The sequence below is a fragment of the Streptomyces sp. SudanB25_2051 genome, assembly GCF_964272635.1.
Classification (GTDB): Bacteria; Actinomycetota; Actinomycetes; order Streptomycetales; family Streptomycetaceae; genus Streptomyces.
Genome location: NZ_OZ186787.1, coordinates 3,403,537 through 3,419,042 on the forward strand (window position 1 = coordinate 3,403,537; position 15,506 = coordinate 3,419,042).

General features: G+C 67.8%; 9 protein-coding genes, 1 tRNA gene, 1 rRNA gene and 3 pseudogenes. 5 read left to right on the forward strand and 9 right to left on the reverse strand.

What is annotated here, in order from left to right; genetic code table 11:
• Position 1: 1 nt before the first annotated feature.
• From ACSUPT_RS15195 to ACSUPT_RS15205, 3 genes are all read right to left on the reverse strand, one after another.
• Positions 2–778 carry an ABC transporter permease gene (locus ACSUPT_RS15195; RefSeq protein ID WP_361654442.1) on the reverse strand — a complete coding sequence of 259 codons (777 nt, stop codon included), beginning with the start codon at positions 776–778 and terminating at the stop codon, positions 2–4.
• Positions 775–1,680: an ABC transporter ATP-binding protein gene (locus ACSUPT_RS15200; RefSeq protein WP_436944635.1), complete on the reverse strand. Its 906-nt coding sequence runs from the start codon at positions 1,678–1,680 to the stop codon at positions 775–777. Before ACSUPT_RS15200 ends, ACSUPT_RS15195 begins: the two co-directional genes overlap by 4 nt.
• A gap of 160 nt (positions 1,681–1,840) precedes the next feature.
• On the reverse strand, positions 1,841–2,284 hold the full coding sequence (locus tag ACSUPT_RS15205) for a hypothetical protein (RefSeq protein WP_351966968.1): 444 nt from the start codon (positions 2,282–2,284) through the stop codon (positions 1,841–1,843).
• 350 nt (positions 2,285–2,634) lie between these two features.
• Here ACSUPT_RS15205 and ACSUPT_RS15210 point away from each other — a divergent pair, with 350 nt between their 5' ends.
• A complete protein-coding gene (locus tag ACSUPT_RS15210) occupies positions 2,635–3,117 on the forward strand; it encodes an MSMEG_6728 family protein (RefSeq protein ID WP_436944637.1) in 483 nt (160 codons plus the stop codon).
• A 430-nt stretch (positions 3,118–3,547) separates the two neighbouring features.
• Positions 3,548–3,664 (forward strand): 5S ribosomal RNA (gene rrf, locus ACSUPT_RS15215).
• 43 nt (positions 3,665–3,707) lie between these two features.
• Here the strand turns inward: rrf and ACSUPT_RS15220 are convergent.
• From ACSUPT_RS15220 to ACSUPT_RS15235, 4 genes and pseudogenes are all read right to left on the reverse strand, one after another.
• The gene (locus tag ACSUPT_RS15220) at positions 3,708–4,700 is read right to left on the reverse strand and encodes a BsuBI/PstI family type II restriction endonuclease (protein ID WP_403500723.1); all 993 of its coding nucleotides are present in this window, start codon (positions 4,698–4,700) and stop codon (positions 3,708–3,710) included.
• Positions 4,701–4,858: 158 nt separating this feature from the next.
• The gene (locus tag ACSUPT_RS15225; RefSeq protein WP_436944639.1) at positions 4,859–6,418 is read right to left on the reverse strand and encodes an Eco57I restriction-modification methylase domain-containing protein; all 1,560 of its coding nucleotides are present in this window, start codon (positions 6,416–6,418) and stop codon (positions 4,859–4,861) included.
• A gap of 248 nt (positions 6,419–6,666) precedes the next feature.
• Positions 6,667–7,194, reverse strand: a complete 528-nt coding sequence (locus ACSUPT_RS15230) for an ATP-binding protein (protein WP_403500727.1) — start codon at positions 7,192–7,194, stop codon at positions 6,667–6,669.
• A 119-nt stretch (positions 7,195–7,313) separates the two neighbouring features.
• Positions 7,314–7,867, reverse strand: a pseudogene (locus ACSUPT_RS15235) (class I SAM-dependent methyltransferase); the annotation flags it as partial.
• 141 nt (positions 7,868–8,008) lie between these two features.
• Between ACSUPT_RS15235 and ACSUPT_RS15240 the strand changes: the two are divergent.
• The 3 genes and pseudogenes from ACSUPT_RS15240 to ACSUPT_RS15250 all read left to right on the forward strand — a co-directional run bounded on the left by ACSUPT_RS15240 (position 8,009) and on the right by ACSUPT_RS15250 (position 10,995).
• Positions 8,009–8,279: pseudogene (locus ACSUPT_RS15240) on the forward strand (helix-turn-helix domain-containing protein).
• Positions 8,276–10,029: pseudogene (locus tag ACSUPT_RS15245) on the forward strand (tyrosine-type recombinase/integrase). Before ACSUPT_RS15240 ends, ACSUPT_RS15245 begins: the two co-directional pseudogenes overlap by 4 nt.
• Positions 10,030–10,218: 189 nt before the next feature.
• Positions 10,219–10,995: a hypothetical protein gene (locus tag ACSUPT_RS15250; RefSeq protein ID WP_436944640.1), complete on the forward strand. Its 777-nt coding sequence runs from the start codon at positions 10,219–10,221 to the stop codon at positions 10,993–10,995.
• Here the strand turns inward: ACSUPT_RS15250 and ACSUPT_RS15255 are convergent.
• Both ACSUPT_RS15255 and ACSUPT_RS15260 read right to left on the reverse strand, forming a co-directional pair.
• A complete protein-coding gene (locus ACSUPT_RS15255) occupies positions 10,979–15,175 on the reverse strand; it encodes a hypothetical protein (protein WP_436944641.1) in 4,197 nt (1,398 codons plus the stop codon). The two genes, ACSUPT_RS15250 and ACSUPT_RS15255, sit on opposite strands and share 17 nt — an antisense overlap.
• A gap of 243 nt (positions 15,176–15,418) precedes the next feature.
• A tRNA-Ser gene (locus tag ACSUPT_RS15260) sits at positions 15,419–15,506 on the reverse strand.

The following is a 15,506-nucleotide window of genomic DNA, read 5'->3' on the forward strand; positions in this document are numbered from 1 at the left end:
CCTACTCCCAGGTGAACCAGCGCCGTGCCGCGGCGATCAGCGCGACCGTCCAGAGGGCCATGATCCCCAGGTGCGTCCAGGAGGGCCAGCCCCCCGCGGCGGCCTGGTCGAGGGCCCGTGCGGCGGCGCCGAGGGGCGTGAGGTGCACGATCCGCTGCAGGGTGTCGGGCATCGCCGAGACCGGCAGCCACACCCCGGCGCTGAACATCGCCGGGAAGAACACCGCCGAACCCACCGCCTGCGTGATCTTGGTGGTGCGGCTGACGGCGGAGACGGTGCTGCCGAGCGCCAGGGTGGCCAGCGCGGCGAGGACGAACGCCACCAGGTAGCCGGGCAGATGGCCGGGCAGGGCGACGCCGAACACGACCCGGCCGACGGCGAGGGCGAGCAGCGCCGAGACCACCACGGCCGCGCCGTGCAGGACGATCTGCGCGCCGACGAGCGCACCGGGCCGCACGGGCGTGGTGGACATGCGGCGCAGGATCCCGCGCTCGCGGTAGCCGGTGAGGACGGGCGGCATGGACTGGATCGCCGACGTGATCATCGCCAGCAGGACGGTGATGGGCACGTACAGGTCGATGACGCGCAGCCCGTCCAGGTCGGGCGACGGCTCCCGGAAGGCGGGGATCGCGCCGAGCACGCACAGCAGCGCGGTCGGGAAGACCAGGATCCAGAAGAGGGCGGCGGGGTCCCGCAGGAAGAGGCGTGCCTCCGCCGCGAGGACGGCGGTCGCGCTGCCCTTGACGGCGGCGGGGCGGGGGCGTGCGAGGGCGGTCATGCGTCCGGTCCCGTCAGGTTGAGGTAGGCGTCGTCCAAGGTGGCCTCGGTGACGCGGAGGTGGAGGGCGGTGGTGCCGAGCCGGGCGAGCAGGGACAGCACGGCGTGGACGGTGTCGTCGGTGCCGTGGACGACGATCCGGCCGCCGTCCCGCTCGGCGACCGAGGCGACGGACGGCAGCTCGGCCAGGAGCCTCGTGTCCAGCGGGGCGGACGGGACGAACGAGATCTCCGTGCCGCGCGCGGTGCGCCCGATGAGCCCGGAGGGGGTGTCCAGAGCGGTGACCCGGCCCTTGTCGATCAGGGCGATCCGGTCGCACAGCCGCTGGGCCTCCTCCATGAAGTGGGTGACGAGGAGGACGGTGACGCCGCTGTCCCGCACGTCCTCGATCAGCTGCCAGGTGTCGCGGCGGGCGCGCGGGTCGAGCCCGGTGGTCAGCTCGTCCAGGACGACGACACGGGGGTTGCCGATCAGGGCGAGGGCGATGAACAGGCGCTGCTTCTGGCCGCCGGACAGCTTCGCGAACCGGGTGTCGAGCCGGTCGGTGAGCCCGAGGCGCTCGGCGAGGGCGGACCAGTCGGCGGGCTCCGGGTAGCAGGCGGCGTACAGCCGGAGCGCCTCCCGCACGGTGATCTTCGGCTGGAGGTCGCTCTCCTGGAGCTGCGCCCCCAGCAGCCGCGTGACGGCGTCGCGGTCGGCGGCGGGGTCGTACCCGGCGACGCGCACGGTGCCGCCGTCGGGCCGCCGCAGCCCCTCGACGCACTCGACGGTGGTGGTCTTGCCCGCGCCGTTGGGCCCGAGGATGCCGAAGACCTCCCCCTCCTCGACGTCGAACGACACACCGTCGACGGCGGTCTTCTCCCCGTAGACCTTCCGCAGGTCCCTGACCTCGATGATTCCCATGCCCGAGAGCCTCCCGCCCCCGGGCGCCGCGCGGTATCCACCACCCCGCCCGACCGGCATCATCCGATCGGCTGATGCCCGGGTACGACTCCGGGCCGCCCGGCCGGCGGCCGCCCGGCCAGTCCTGAGGGCTTGCCCCGTCAGTCGGAGGGGCGCACCGTCAGTCGGAGGGGCGGGCGGTGTGGTCGGGGTGGCCCGGGGTGCGGCGGGCCTCCTTCATCTCGGCCTCGTACAGGTGGCGGCGCCCTCCGGCCAGCTCGTCCACGGCGGCGCCTTCGAGGGCGCGGAACGGCCCGTAGTACGTGTCGTCGTACGCCTCGACGATCTGGAACGTCCAGTGGCCGGGGATGACGTTGCGGCCCAGGATCTCCGTGGCCACCCGCTCCGCCCACTCCGGGTGGCCCGCCTCGCGCAGCAGGGCGACGGCCCGGTCCAGCTCCAGGTCGGCCGTGCCGGTGAGCTGGTGGAACGCGTAGAGGTGCCCGCGTGCCCGCTCCGTCGTCTCGCGCGCCTTGGAGAGCGACCCCAGGGCCTCCACGAGTACGTCGTCGAGCCCCTCGGGGCGCTGGTGGGCCCGGTCGGGGCCGTCCTGGTGGGTTTCCATGTCCGCCGCTTCGCCGTTCTGCCGTTCCGCTGCCGTCCGCGCGGTCGGGTGCCCCGGAACGGCCGCGGGAATCCCGTACGCCCCCGAACCGCGCACACCCACCCCCGCACCGAGGACGCTCACACCCGGCGTAGGCCCGGCGCGACGCGGGCCGGGCCAGTGTGGGCCCGCACCCGGCGTAGGCCCGGCGACGTGGGCCCGCACCCGCGTGACCCCGCACCCGGCCCGGCCCGCACCCGCGTGACCCCGCCCCCGGCCCGGCCCGCACCCGCGTGACCCCGCCCCCGGCGTGGGCCGGGCGCGGCGTGGTACCCGCGCGGCATCCGCGCACGCCGTACGAGGGGCGACCGATGCAGACCTTCCTGCCGTACCCGGACTTCCGGGACTCCGCGCGGGCCCTGGACCGCCGCAGGCTCGGCAAGCAGCGGGTGGAGGCGCTCCAGGTCCTGCGGGGCCTGACCGTCCCCGGCTACGGGTGGCGCCGGCACCCGGCGGTCCGCATGTGGGCCGGCTACGAGGAGGCGCTGGTCCGGTACGGCCTGGAGGTGTGCCGCGTCTGGCGCGACCTCGGCCACCAGGACAGCTGCGCGGCGTCCCTCGTCTCCGGGTACGCCGCCCTGCGCCCGCACACCCCCGTACGCGCCCAGGAGGACCTGGCGGCCGCCGGGGAACTCCCGCCGTGGCTGGGCGACGCCGCCTTCCACCGCAGCCACAGATCGGCGCTGATCCGCAAGGAGCCCGAGCTCTACGCCCGGGTCTTCCCGGGCGTCCCCGGCGACCTCCCCTACATCTGGCCCGCCTCCGACCGCCAGACCCCCCTCCACCCCACCTGAACTCCGCGAGCGGGGCGCATGCGTGGGGACAACGCCGAAGGGCCCCACCGCAAGCGGTGGGGCCCTTCGACAAAGTGCCCGGTGAGGCACTGGCGGAGGATACGAGATTCGAACTCGTGAGGGGTTGCCCCCAACACGCTTTCCAAATGTTCGTACGGGGGTCCGGAGCGGGCCGCACCCGTCCTGACCTGTGGCGGAGCGTTCGAGGTGGACCCATCCGGACGGAGCCGGACGGGGGTGAATGCAACCAGAACTGCAACCACGATGGCCTCGGCATGGGTGGGCAGGACGATGGCGACGGGGCGGCCGGTGCCCGGCGGAACGGTGCACGTCACGCCCCACTTGGTACGTCCGGGCCGGCCGACCAACGACCTGCCCGCCTGTATACTCATCGCTCGAAAGTGCTTGCCCCTGGGCGTGCGCGTAGTTTTTCGGTGACCATAGCGGTGGGGAAACGCCCGGCAACATTCCGAACCCGGAAGCTAAGACTGCCAGCGCCGATGGTACTGCGAGGGGGACCTCGTGGGAGAGTAGGTCGTCGCCGATATCTGCTTGAGGGCCGCTCCGCCTCGCGGGGCGGCCCTCGTTGTTTATTCGTGAGTTTCGCCGTAGGGGCCGAGGAAGCGCTCGCCGTTGAAGTGCACCATGTGCGTCTCCTCTTCCGCGACCCAGACTTCCGTTTCCCACGCGATGTCGGCTGCGAACTGTCGGAACTTCTTCTTCGTCTGGAAGGCAGTGACGAAGACCAGCCCCGGGCGCGCTCCCTCGAAGAGCTTCTTGAGCTGCGCGACCCGTAGACCGTTGACCGGCCCGGTGGAGGTGACTGCCTCCACGAGCACCAGCCAGTCCCTGTCCGTGTAGTGGATGACCACGTCGGGCATCTTGCCGTGGGCATCCACGACCACGCCGAGCTCCGCGAGGTACTCGGGCTTGTTGACGATCCACTTGGAGCCCGTGTCGCCCAGGTATACGACCGTGCCTCCGGGGGTGAACTGCGATGCGAAGCGTTCGACGACAGCCCCGATGAGTTCGCTGTGCTCGCCAGGGCTCAGCTTGACCTCCGTTCCGTCAGGAAGTTTGACGGGCACTCGGTGAACCGACCTCTCAGCGGCCCAGAGCTCGATCAGCTTCTTCCATTCGGCGTGGAATTCGTCGAGCGAGTCTTGCCATGCCGAGGTCCCGTAGGTCGTCAGCGCCTTTATGGCCAGCTGGCTCGGGTGGTATCGATTGTTCTTGTCGTTCGTGGCTCGTCCTGGGGCGTCAGAATTCTTGACGAGGACGCCGGCATCGATGAGCTGGTGGACGGATTCCTTGCGCACGGACTCGCGGCTGTTCGGTGCGTACCTGCTCGGGTCCTTCGTCCCTTTCGGGATGTCGGGATAGTGGACGGCCATCCAATCCATGCACTCGGTGATGCCGAGGGTGTTGGAGCTCGCCTCCGCCCATTCCTGATCCGGGCGAAGGTCCAACATCGCAAGCAGGACCAGTGCGGTCCGGGTGTTCTGCTGCTTCGCGGGCATCCCTATAGAGGCGAGAATTTCCTTCGCCTCTTTGAGCTTCTTTTCTTGCTGTGCCTTGGTCACTCGCTGGCCCTCCCCAGCCACATCGATACAGTGAGTGCGGCTCAGGCTACAGGGCCTCTGGGGGTGCGCTGACAGGTGATGGGGACACACCTTGAGGGGCGGTAAGATTCCGCCATGCCCGACGTTAATAAGCCATTCTGTGGCCGTGCTCGCGGACGCTACGCTTCGCCGGACGAGACGGTCTCATCCAGCTCTAGGTGACGTTCGACGAGATCGTCGAGCTTCTCTTGATCGGGCCACCCATCCTCTATCCACTCGCCACCAATGGCCTGCAGCTGAGCTTCGCTTGGGTAGCGGAGGTTCCGTAGGTCGGTCGCGTTCACCTGTGTGTGGCCGCTGAATCGACGAATGAGCCGGTCTAGCAGGGTGGAGTTGAGCCAGAAGCAGAGACCGCGTGCGACGTCCCGGGGGAGTCCGGCCCCTGCCCTGTGGAACACATTTACGTGGTTTTCGAATCCAATCCGGGCGTGTGGTGTCACTTCGGGATCGAAAACGGTAGCGACCACACGGCGCTTCTCCTCCTTAGAAGAAAGCCGCTTCACTACGACGTAATAACCAGACGGGAAAGTCATCTTTTCGGTGTCTGGGGTGAGCATGATCGCATTATTTTTCTTGGCACCCGGTACAGGCCAATGGATTCCGCCGTTACGCATGTGAAGCGGGTAGATGAGGGGAACCGCTCCCTCCTCTGGGTTGGCTCGCAGGTGCTCCTTGGAACGAAAGTCCACCACGCGCCCCGTCGAAACCTGACAGTCGATTTGTGTGAGGGTGGCGGGAAGGTTGGCGTGAGTAGCCGCGAGCTGCGCGTCTTCCTCGTCTGCGCTGATGTGGATGAAGTGCTCGCCATCATCTGGATGCACCATCTCGCTGTACTCCACCGAGCGGCTACGGATTTCGCCGTCGTAGCTGCGGCTTGAGGAGACGATGATGGGGCCTCGGTCAGGCTTGTCGGTGCGTGTCGCCGAGAAGATCACGTTCTCCTGGAGCACGTCTGTATCGGCGAATACTTTGTTTCGCGATTCAAACAGGTGCACGCGGTCAATGTGCATGCGGTCCAGAAGATATTTGCGGAATGGCCGGAAGTAAGGGCCATTCGCAAAGCTTCGTGGCGTGATGGCGACGAGCTGGCCGCTTGGAGCGAGGAGGTGGATCCCCAGTGCCATGAATGCCGAATAGAGGTTCGAGGTCTCTGTGCAGGCCGCAGCGACTGCCCTCCGCTCACGTGAGTTGGCGGCCAGCTTCTTGTACGGGGGGTTCATGACTACGAGGTCGAACGGACCCCGATCCTCACCGAACAGCCCTGCATCCTCGGTCGCCCAGGTGATGAAGTCGTCCTTCACCAGGGTGGTCTCTACCCATCCGCCGGCCGCTCGGGCCGTGTTCGCGCAGTCTTCCAACGTTGCAGAGAGCGGCTCGTGAAGCTGTGGGTCGTTCTCGCACGCGGTCACGGTGATCTGGGCTCGTGGCTGCTCCCGGAGGATGCGCGATACGACCGAGGCGGTCAGAGACCCCGCCCCGGCACCGGGGTCGAGGAGCCGAATCGGGGCTGCGCCGTCCAGCCTCGCCAGCGAGGCAATGAAGTCCGCAGCGGGGGCGGGCGTGAAGTACTGACCGCGCTTCGCACGCTCCTTGGGGTCAAGAGCCGAAGATGACTCCTGCCTCCTCGCTTCCGTGCGGGCCACAAGATCCGTTTCCGCTGCTGCTACCTCTGTTGCCATGGGCACAGCGTAGCCAGATCGCGCGGGATCCGATGAGCCTGTGGAAAACCCATTGTGTGATCACTTCTGCGGGAAACACGGCTGCTCTCCGAGGGCTGCAAGGTGGAGTGCGAAGCTGTCGCTCTGACCTGCTGACACGGCTTTCCCTTGGCCGGGTAGCGAGGTGCGGCATCCAATAGTCGTGGATTCGGTGTAGACCCTCTTTCCCCGCCAGAGGAGAAGTGGCACGGCCTGCCGCCGTGTCCCGATTACAGCTCGCGCAGGCCGGTCAGGACTCGCCCGATGAGCATCGGGGCCGCCTGCCGGCCGCCGAAGCCTGGCTCACCCAGGGCCCTGCTGGGACGAGCGGGAACCTCTGCCCAGACGATCTTCCCGGGGTGTGGCTGCGTGGGGGAGTAGCCCCAACGGTTGGCCATGGTCTGGATGAGGACCAGTCCGCGGCCCCTGGTGGCGCTGGCGTCACTGGCGCGAGGTGCCGGCGGTCGCGGGTCGGGGTCACTGACCGCGAGGATGATGCCGCCGTCGGTGGGCCAGAGCATGAGCACGATCGTGCCGATGCCGACGGAATGAGTGGCCGCTTCAGACGTCCTTGTGGGGCGTGCGTGCTGGATCGCGTTGGTAGCCAGCTCCGAGACGACGAGCCGGGCGACTTCGATCCCCTCGTCGGGGAAGCGCCAGCGCTGGAGGATGTCGACCGTGTGACGTCGGGCCCACGCGACGGCGTTGGGGGTGGCGGCGAGGGTGAGTTCGCTGATGGAAGGGGGGACCTGGTTCATGCGGGTGGCTCCCTCGGCGGCGTGGCCGGGCGGATGCGGGGCGCCGTGGCGTGGGTGGTGCCCGCGGGGCCAGGCCGGCTAGGGACGGTGCGTCCCGGACCCGCGGGCTGCTTGAGGGGCTACTTCGTGGCGAAGACGTAGACGCTGCCCCAGCGGCGCTTCGGATTGGCCATAGTGGGGTCGAAGGTCCAGGGTTCGACGGTGGTGAAGCCGGCCTCGGCGAAGATCTGGACGAGCTTCTCGTGGTCGTAGGCCCACAGGTGCGGGGTATAGGTGGGGTCGTCGTCCTGGTCGCGGAAGACGAGGTTGACGAGGTCGAGCTGCGTGCTGATGTCGCCGCGGCAGTCGCGCTTGGCGTACCAGCGCTCGATCGTCTCGTCGGTGGCGTCCAGGGGGCCGGGTACTGGCTCAGGGCGAAGGCGGCGTCGGGGACGCCGGTGATGACACAGCCGCCCGGGACGAGGACGCGGTGGGCCTCGCGGACGTAGTGCTTGGCCGAGCGCGGGTAGTCGATGTGCTCCAGGAAGTGCTCGGAGAAGATCTCGTCGGTGCTGTCGTCCTGGAGGGGGATGCCTTCGCGGATGTCCCAGAGGAGGTCGGCCGGAGGGACGAGGTCGATGTTGAAGAAGCCGTCGATGCGGTGGGCCCCGCCGCCGATCTGCACTTTGGCGGGAGGCCGAGGTCAGCCTCCGCCGGGGTCGGCGCCGCACAACCCCATCCCTGAACGATCAACCGGCCAGCACGGGATTCGCCGTCCCACGCCTGGCCAGAGAAGGACCTCTCCTCGCCCGGAAACGATCTTCCGCTCGCCCAGATAGCCCCGGCTCCTGGACGTTCCCGAGGGGACCCTGCGCACCCTCGTGGCCCAGCGCCGCCCCGCCGACGGTGACGCCACGCTCGTCGCACTCACGGTTGAGGAGGCTGCCCGCCGCCTCGGCATCGGCCGCACCAAGCTGTACGAATACGTCTCCGCTGGAGAGATCGCCTCGGTCAAGATCGGGAGCCTCCGGCGCATCCCAGCGGAGGCGGTGAACGACTTCCTGACCCGCCAGCTCGGCGCGTCGGACTTCGGGACGGCCGCGTGACCAAGTCCCTTCCCGCCAAGACCCGCCAGCCCAACGGTGCCTCCTCGATCTTCCGGGGCAAGGACGGTCGTTGGCACGGCTACGTCACCGTCGGCGTCAAAGACGACGGCACCCCGGACCGGCGCCACGTCAGCCGCAAGACCCGCCCCGAGGTCACCAAGGTCGTCCGCGACCTGGAGCGCCAGCGCGACCAGGGGGCCGTCCGCAAGGCTGGCCAGTCGTGGACCGTGAAGACGTGGCTCACCCACTGGGTCGAGAACATCGCTGCCGCGCACGTCTCGGAGAACACGATCGACGGATATCGGGTGGCGGTCTACCACCACCTCATTCCCGGCCTCGGCGCCCACCGCCTGGAGAAGCTCGACCCCGAGCATCTGGAGCGGTTCTACAAGAAGATGCAGGACAACGGCAGCGCCGCCGGCACCGCCCACCAGGCCCACCGCACGGTCCGCGCCGCTCTCAACGAGGCCGTGCGTCGCCAGCACCTCACCTCGAACCCGGGGTCCATTGCCAAGGCTCCCAAGGTCGAAGAGGAGGAGGTCGAGCCGTACACCGTCGAAGAGGTCCAGCGCCTCCTCGCCGAAGCGGGCAAGCACCGCAACACCGCCCGCTGGGTCATCGCGCTCGCCCTAGGCGTGCGCCAGGGGAGGTCCTCGGCATGCAGTGGGACGACGTCGACTTCGAGCTCGGCGTCATCCGTGTACGGCGTGGCCGGCTGCGGCCCCGCTACAAGCACGGCTGCGGCGACCGCTGCGGACGCAAGCCCGGCTTCTGCCCCCAGAAGATCAACACCCGACGCGAGACGAAGAACGCCAAGTCCCGCGCCGGCCAGCGCCCCATCGGTGTCCCCGACGAGCTCCTCCAGCTCCTGCGCCAGCACAAGGAGGAGCAGGCCCGCGAGCGAGCCCGGGCCCGCGACCTCTGGACGGAGAAGGGTTACGTGTTCACCTCGCCTACCGGCGAGCCCCTGAACCCGAACACGGACTACGACAAGTGGAAGGAGCTGCTGAAGGCCGCCGGCGTCCGCGATGCCCGCCTTCACGACGCCCGCCACACCGCGGCGACGGTCCTGCTGATCCTCGGGGTTCCCGACGCGGTCGTCGACGCCATCATGGGCTGGGAGCCCGGCAAGTCCGCCCGGATGCGCCGCCGCTATCAGCACCTGACCAGCCGCGTCCTCAAGGACACCGCGGCCAAGGTGGGCGGCCTCCTGTGGGGCACGAACCAGTCTGCGGGTAGCGCCGCGCCGGAGGCCGGCCAGAGCCCCGTCCCCGCCGAGCTGGTGGTCCACGTCGCCCGCCTCGGCGAGCGGCGCGTTCCCTTCCTCCACCGCGAGCACGCTGACGAGGTCGTCGCACGGTGGAGCGAGGACTGGCCCGATCACTCTGCCGAGGTCGAGGAATGGGACCGCTGGCGCTGGGAACAGCAGGGCCCGGGCGGTGCGAGCGCCATCCGCGACCGGGCGCCTGAGCGGGCCGTGGTCTTCCACGCCCGAGCTCTGTTCCTTCCCGGCGGGGAACGCGCGGCGACCGAACTCCCGGAGCAGTGGTCGGTGCCGGCCTGGGACTTCGAGACCGACCGCTACACCGACCGCGCCTCGGCCTGGCGCACTGGCACGGGCCTGGAGGTCGCGGCCCAGGTGCGAGGCACGGACAAGGACGCTGTAGAGGCGGCCTTTGTCGAGGCATGTTCACAGGCTGTGGACCGCGCTCAGAACCCGGGAAAGTACGGTGACACGGACGAGTGGTAGAGCCTCCCCGGCGCTCCCCAGAGGTGTTCGCTTGGGGCCGGTGTTGGCGTCGGTCTTAAGCGAACCTGCGGCGGCGAGATCTTGGCGGCCAAGGGAAGGAGGAGCCTTTCAGACATCGTCCGGCGTGCGGCTCATGCAGCAGGCAGGGACGGGGCATGATCAAAGGTGGGTGGTCTGTTAGGGGGGACGGTGCTCGGTTACGCGCGGGATTGGATATTCCCGAAGGCGGAGAACTTCAAATCAGAACGAGACCTCAGTTCCCACGTACTGGGTGCGCTAGATAAGTGGTTCCACATTGAGGAGCAGGTCACCGGCCTGCATCACGGGGGCGACCCCGTGAGAATCGATGCGATTCTGGTTCCACGTGACCCGGAGCCTTGGTTTGATGATGAACCGGCGTTCGGGATCGAGTTCAAGCGTCCAGTCCAGGATGGAAATCTCAGTTCGTACTATGCGTGGGCTGGGCAAGCGGCAGATTACACGCAATCCGAGTTCGGGCGGTTTGGGCGGGTACAGGTCTTTCTCTGCCCATCGCCGATGGTTGGCTTCCTGTCTAGCGAGGAGCACCTTGCTGTGCTGCGGAAGCGCCGGGCGAACGGGCCGGAATTTGCAAAGGAGCGTGAGATTCGGCTCGCTGCCATGCTGCCTCTCCGAGGTGACACGCCGGAGCGTGTCGTGGCACGCGCGGACAAGGCGAAGCGAGACTGGCAAGCCCGGCTTGACGCGGAGGACGCGTCGGCACGCAGCCTGGGCTTCGAAGATGACGTGCACAGGGAGCATGAGCAGCGTCGCGCGACGGCTCTGGAACTCATTCGTCTCCTCGGCCACTTCAACGTGGGCGAATTAATGCCAAGCCGACATTACGGTTGGACGCTGCTGCGCACCGGAGTACCGCTGTGGTCGGAGAAAAGGGGCGTCCACCGTAAGTTCAGTCTTAAGCCACGTACCGCTACCCGCGGTCGATGATCTCGCCGTGCTCTCGCCCAGGCAGGCGACAGTCGACCACGAATGCAGAGACTGCGGATCCTGTTTTTGCGTGTTGCTGCCGGGCCTGTTCTTGCTGGTATTCATGGATCTGCTTAGAGGTGTGGCCGTGCGCGGGGCATTGCCGCTTGTGGATGCCCCATCGCTCGCAGTCGAAGTAGCCCACGAGGAAGATGCCTGCGGTCCTGGGGGTATGCAGGTAGTCCGTGACGAGCTGGTCGGCCAGAGCAGTGGGCAGGGACGAGTTCCAGCAGCCCTTGCACTCGATCACGACCTTGATCGGGTCTTCGCCGCCGCCTGGGGCGCCGGGCGCCTCGATCTGGATGTCCGTGCGAAGGCCGGGCAGACCTGGCCGGCGCAGCTGCACTTCTCGATTGATCACTACGCGATGCCCGCCGATGTCCTGGAGCAGGAAGGCGGCGACGATGTCGCTGAAATCCTCCTCCCAGCATGGCCACCATCGGTCGTGATTCACACCGGGCCGGTCCCGGTTCCATAGAGCGATGACGAGTCCGTTGGGGCGGTGGAGGGCTTGCTCGAAACGGTGGAGGGACTCCACGACGATGTCGTGGAGCTGACGTTCGTCGGTGACGCGCCGCAGTTGGACGTTGTCAGCGAGCCGAAGGAGTTCTGCTGGGGGCAGAGGCGTTGCATGACGGGCCGCTGCCGCCCGGGCCGTGGAGCGCGCATCGCGGCGGAGGAACCAGGCTTCGGGGTGGAGATCGGCCAGCTGATGCAGTTCAGCGGCTGCTTGAGGGGTCTCCTGGCTGGCGATGAGGCTGGGCAGGGAGCGGACCAAGTCGTGGAGCCGGTGCTGGGGGCCGATGATGCCGACCCGGTGGTAGGGCGACTTCAGGACGCCTGCCCCCAAGTGGCCCAGGATCAGGGTGTACAGGTCGCCGAGCTGTCGCGCCGTCAGGGTACCGGTCCCATCTGGCCAGTTGCTGGAGGTGCTGGAGAGGCGGTTGAGGAGCTGGGTGAGGATCTCGGGATTTGACAGGTGCGGGCGAACAGCGGGCCACACATCCGGGAGCACGGTCGCGAGGTGGTTGTCTCGGTACATCAGCGCGTGAGCAGCTACGAGCCACCGTGCGCGGCTGGGGCTGTCAGGGGCATGGGAAGCCGGGTCCTCGGCGAGCTCGGCCCGTAGCACCTCCCTGGCCTTCGAATCCTGGTTGGCGGCGAGCTCGTGGAGCGTGCGGCCCCATTGTTCGGGTGTGCGCTCGGGGGCGATGGCCCAGGCCAGGAGGGCAGAGCGGCTCTGTTCGAGGGCGTGGGCTGCGAGTCCCCCGACCATGCCCTGGACGGTGGTCGCTGTTGCGGTACATAGGACTTCGGTGAGGAGCGCGCCGAGGGCGCTCCCTGCTCGTGCGGCGAAGTGGGGAAGTAGTTGGTCGCGCAGCTGTACGTCGGCGTTGTCGTAGATCGATGCGGATGCGATTGCGATGGTCCAGCCCGCCGCGTGTTCCGCGGTGGCGGTCAAGGCCAGGGTCTCGTTAGCCCCCAGGACGGCGAATGCCGTGATCTCTGGCATCGCGTGCCACGCGACGGAACCATGGGGAGTCAAGTCGGCGGCGGTGAGCGGCGGCACGTGCGCCAAAACGTACATGGCCGCCTGTTGGAGCTCGTGGGCCAGTTCGCTGCCGGCCGACGGGTACGACGGCGCCTGGCGTGCGATGGACAGCGGCGTGTGCTGGTGAGCGGGGGATCCATCCGCGGTCTTGCGAATCTCGCGCAGTACGTTGAGCCACGCGCTGCGTAGGTCGTCCGTTTGGGCTTGGTGAACGAGGCTGATCGCCTGCCGGAGTGCTGTTTCGCTGTAGGAATCTCGCCGGAGCTGCGCGGCTCTGTCGTTGCCCGGACGTGCGGGTGGGGGCATGTCCCAGTGGGCTGTGGCTTCACGCAGGCTGGGATGTGCGGCCCGCGCCGATTGCGCTGTCTGCAGTTCGGCCGGGTCTTCAGGCTTGGCGATGCGGACCGCGTACACGGCCAGCCTCTGCTCTGAGGGGGAGAGCGCTCCCCACTGCGTCATCCAGTACAGCGCGTCCTCGTAGGGCAGGAGGTTGCGGGCTCCTATGGCGACATCGATGGTCAGCAGCTGGTGCTCGGTTGCCCTTTGAAAGAGCTTACGGACGATCAGCCGACGTGTCGGAAGACGCTGCGAAAACGCTTGGCCCAGTTTGCTCAGTGCGTCGTGCGTTTCAGTGGAGTAGAGGAAGCCGTCGCCGCACTCTGAGAGGGCCAGCATGGCGGCCACGATGTCGTCGGCCAGGTCCCCGGCCCCGGTGTGATCTGGCTCCATGTTCAGTACGGCCTGAGTGATCAGAGCCATGGCCAGGGTCCGGCTGCCGGTGCTGTCCTGGTCGCTCAGGGTTCGCAGTGCCCAGGCGAGTGCGGACCGAAGGTCTTTTCGGTCGAGTGCGGTCGGCAGCTGTTCGTGCAGCGCATAAGCGGTGCCGAGGTAGGCAGGGTCGGGTTCTGGAACCAGGTCGAGGTACTGGTCCAGGCCGACGTGGTCTGGCCAGAGACGCTCCAAGGCGCCAGCCACTACGTCCGGCGACGAGTCGGTTGTAAGAGCCTTGATTCGGATGACGGCCTCTGCCGGCGTCCGGATTGCGCTGATTGCCCGGACGCGGATTTCACTAGGCAGGCTCTGGTTCTCCGCAATCGTCAGCAGTTCGCTGTCCAGGCCGCCTGTGTGGCAGGCATCGGCGAGTGCCACCGCGGTGTACAGCAGGTTTGTTTGGGTGGGGTCGTGCAGGAGCCGCCGTATCTGGCCTGCAAGGCCGGGGTGCGCGAACCGTGGCAGGGCATCCCACTGGAATGAGGCGGTTTCGTCGTCCTCGAAGTGGGCCAGGAACGCCGCAACTGCTTCGGCGCGTCTGGCGTCGGGCAGTGCCTGCAGGTCAGCCGCCTGCAGCACGAGGGGGTCGTCCTGCAGTAGCTCCTCGAAGAGCTCACGGTCGTTCACGCAGCGCCAGGCCGCGACTTCCTGGTGCGCCGAGAGGACGTGGCGCGCCGGGCCAGCGCCGATCCACAGCAGTTCTCGCTGTACTTCCGGATGGATTTGCCGGTTGGCGAGGAACTGCGCGGCGAGGAACTCCTGGTAGCTGCGATGAGCAAACTTCCAGCGCTGCTCCCCGACGGGGACGAAAAGGCCGGACTCGAGAACCTGACGCAGCTCACGCAGAGTGCAGTCGACACCAACCCCCAGGGGGCCCGGTTCGCTGCCACCGGACAGCAGCGTCACGGACAGATCACCTGTGGCCGGCTGCGGGTGGTCGGAGATCGCAGCGTGACCGCCGAACTGAGCTGACGCAGCGATACGCGTCGCGACCGACATCAGGTCTCCAGCAGGCACCTGTCGGTCCAAGATGACCGGGTCATTGGGCCGTTTGCTCTCCGTGCATAGATGGCGGCACGCGTCCAGGTAAGCCTCGTGAGCTGTCCGGGGCAGGCTGCCGCTCTCACCGTAGGTGATGACCATTTGTCTGAGCGTGACAGGATGCACTGCCAGAGCGACCAGCCTTCGCTCCTGAACTGCGCCCATGAACGACTCGGTACTCTGGATCCCGCTGATGCTGGCGGCAAGCGCGACATCACTGCGGGACAGTGGCGCGAGCCCCCTCATATCGACATCGTCACGGCTCCACAAGCGGGCGAGGTCCTCGTACAGGGTCTGCGGCCATCTCCCGCTCCTGCACGAAATCCGTATCCGCAGCCGCCGCCATGCCGCCTCTGGAACAGCCCCGAGACGAGCGGCAATGTGTTGGGCGAGAGCGGGAACGGCGTTGAGGCCCTCATCCAGGCCGTCGAGCAGGACGAACCACTCACCTTCGCCCTTGGGCGGAGAAAAGGCGGCTTGTAGTGAGTCCCTGGCAATCAGTGCATCCTGGCAGCGCCCCAGGTCCACCCACATGGAGGGCAGGCCAGCGGCACGCAGGGTGTCGTGCTCCTGTCGGAAAGCCTCAGACTTTCCCGCACCGCGCTCAGCCCTGAGGACCACGACCGGTCTGTGCCTCAGATCCTTCAGAGCCACGCCCGCACGTGCCCCGAACGCTCCGTCTAGTCCCCAGCCGTAGTCGGTGTGAGTCTGGGGCCCCATCACGACCAGCTTGCGCTCCCACGGGACCAGCGAAGGCCACTCGATCCGCCCGGCCATGCTGATCCCCCTTCATCGCACCCTTGCTCACGCGCCGGCTGTCACCACCCACGGTAGGGCTTGCCTGTGACGTCCGACCCTTTCTGTCGGAAGGAGCGACCTGGCCTCGTGCTCCGACACCTGGGGACCGTTCCAGGCGGCCGAAGGCCGCACCGGGGGCAACTGCAACCAAAACTGCAACCAGCGAACGACGAAGGCTCCGACCGCTGTGCGGTCGGAGCCTTCGTTTCGGCTGGTCAGCCGTGGCGGAGGATACGAGATTCGAACTCGTGAGGGGTTGCCCCCAACACGCTTTCCAAGCGTGCGCCCTAGGCCTCTAGGCGAATCCTCC

Coding starts and splice junctions, on each gene's coding strand:
- ACSUPT_RS15195 (WP_361654442.1), bottom strand. CDS start 778: ATGACCGCCCTCGCACGCCCCCGCCCCGCCGCCGTCAAGGGCAGCGCG.
- ACSUPT_RS15200 (WP_436944635.1), bottom strand. CDS start 1,680: ATGGGAATCATCGAGGTCAGGGACCTGCGGAAGGTCTACGGGGAGAAG.
- ACSUPT_RS15205 (WP_351966968.1), bottom strand. CDS start 2,284: ATGGAAACCCACCAGGACGGCCCCGACCGGGCCCACCAGCGCCCCGAG.
- ACSUPT_RS15210 (WP_436944637.1), top strand. CDS start 2,635: ATGCAGACCTTCCTGCCGTACCCGGACTTCCGGGACTCCGCGCGGGCC.
- ACSUPT_RS15225 (WP_436944639.1), bottom strand. CDS start 6,418: ATGGCAACAGAGGTAGCAGCAGCGGAAACGGATCTTGTGGCCCGCACG.
- ACSUPT_RS15230 (WP_403500727.1), bottom strand. CDS start 7,194: ATGAACCAGGTCCCCCCTTCCATCAGCGAACTCACCCTCGCCGCCACC.
- ACSUPT_RS15255 (WP_436944641.1), bottom strand. CDS start 15,175: ATGGCCGGGCGGATCGAGTGGCCTTCGCTGGTCCCGTGGGAGCGCAAG.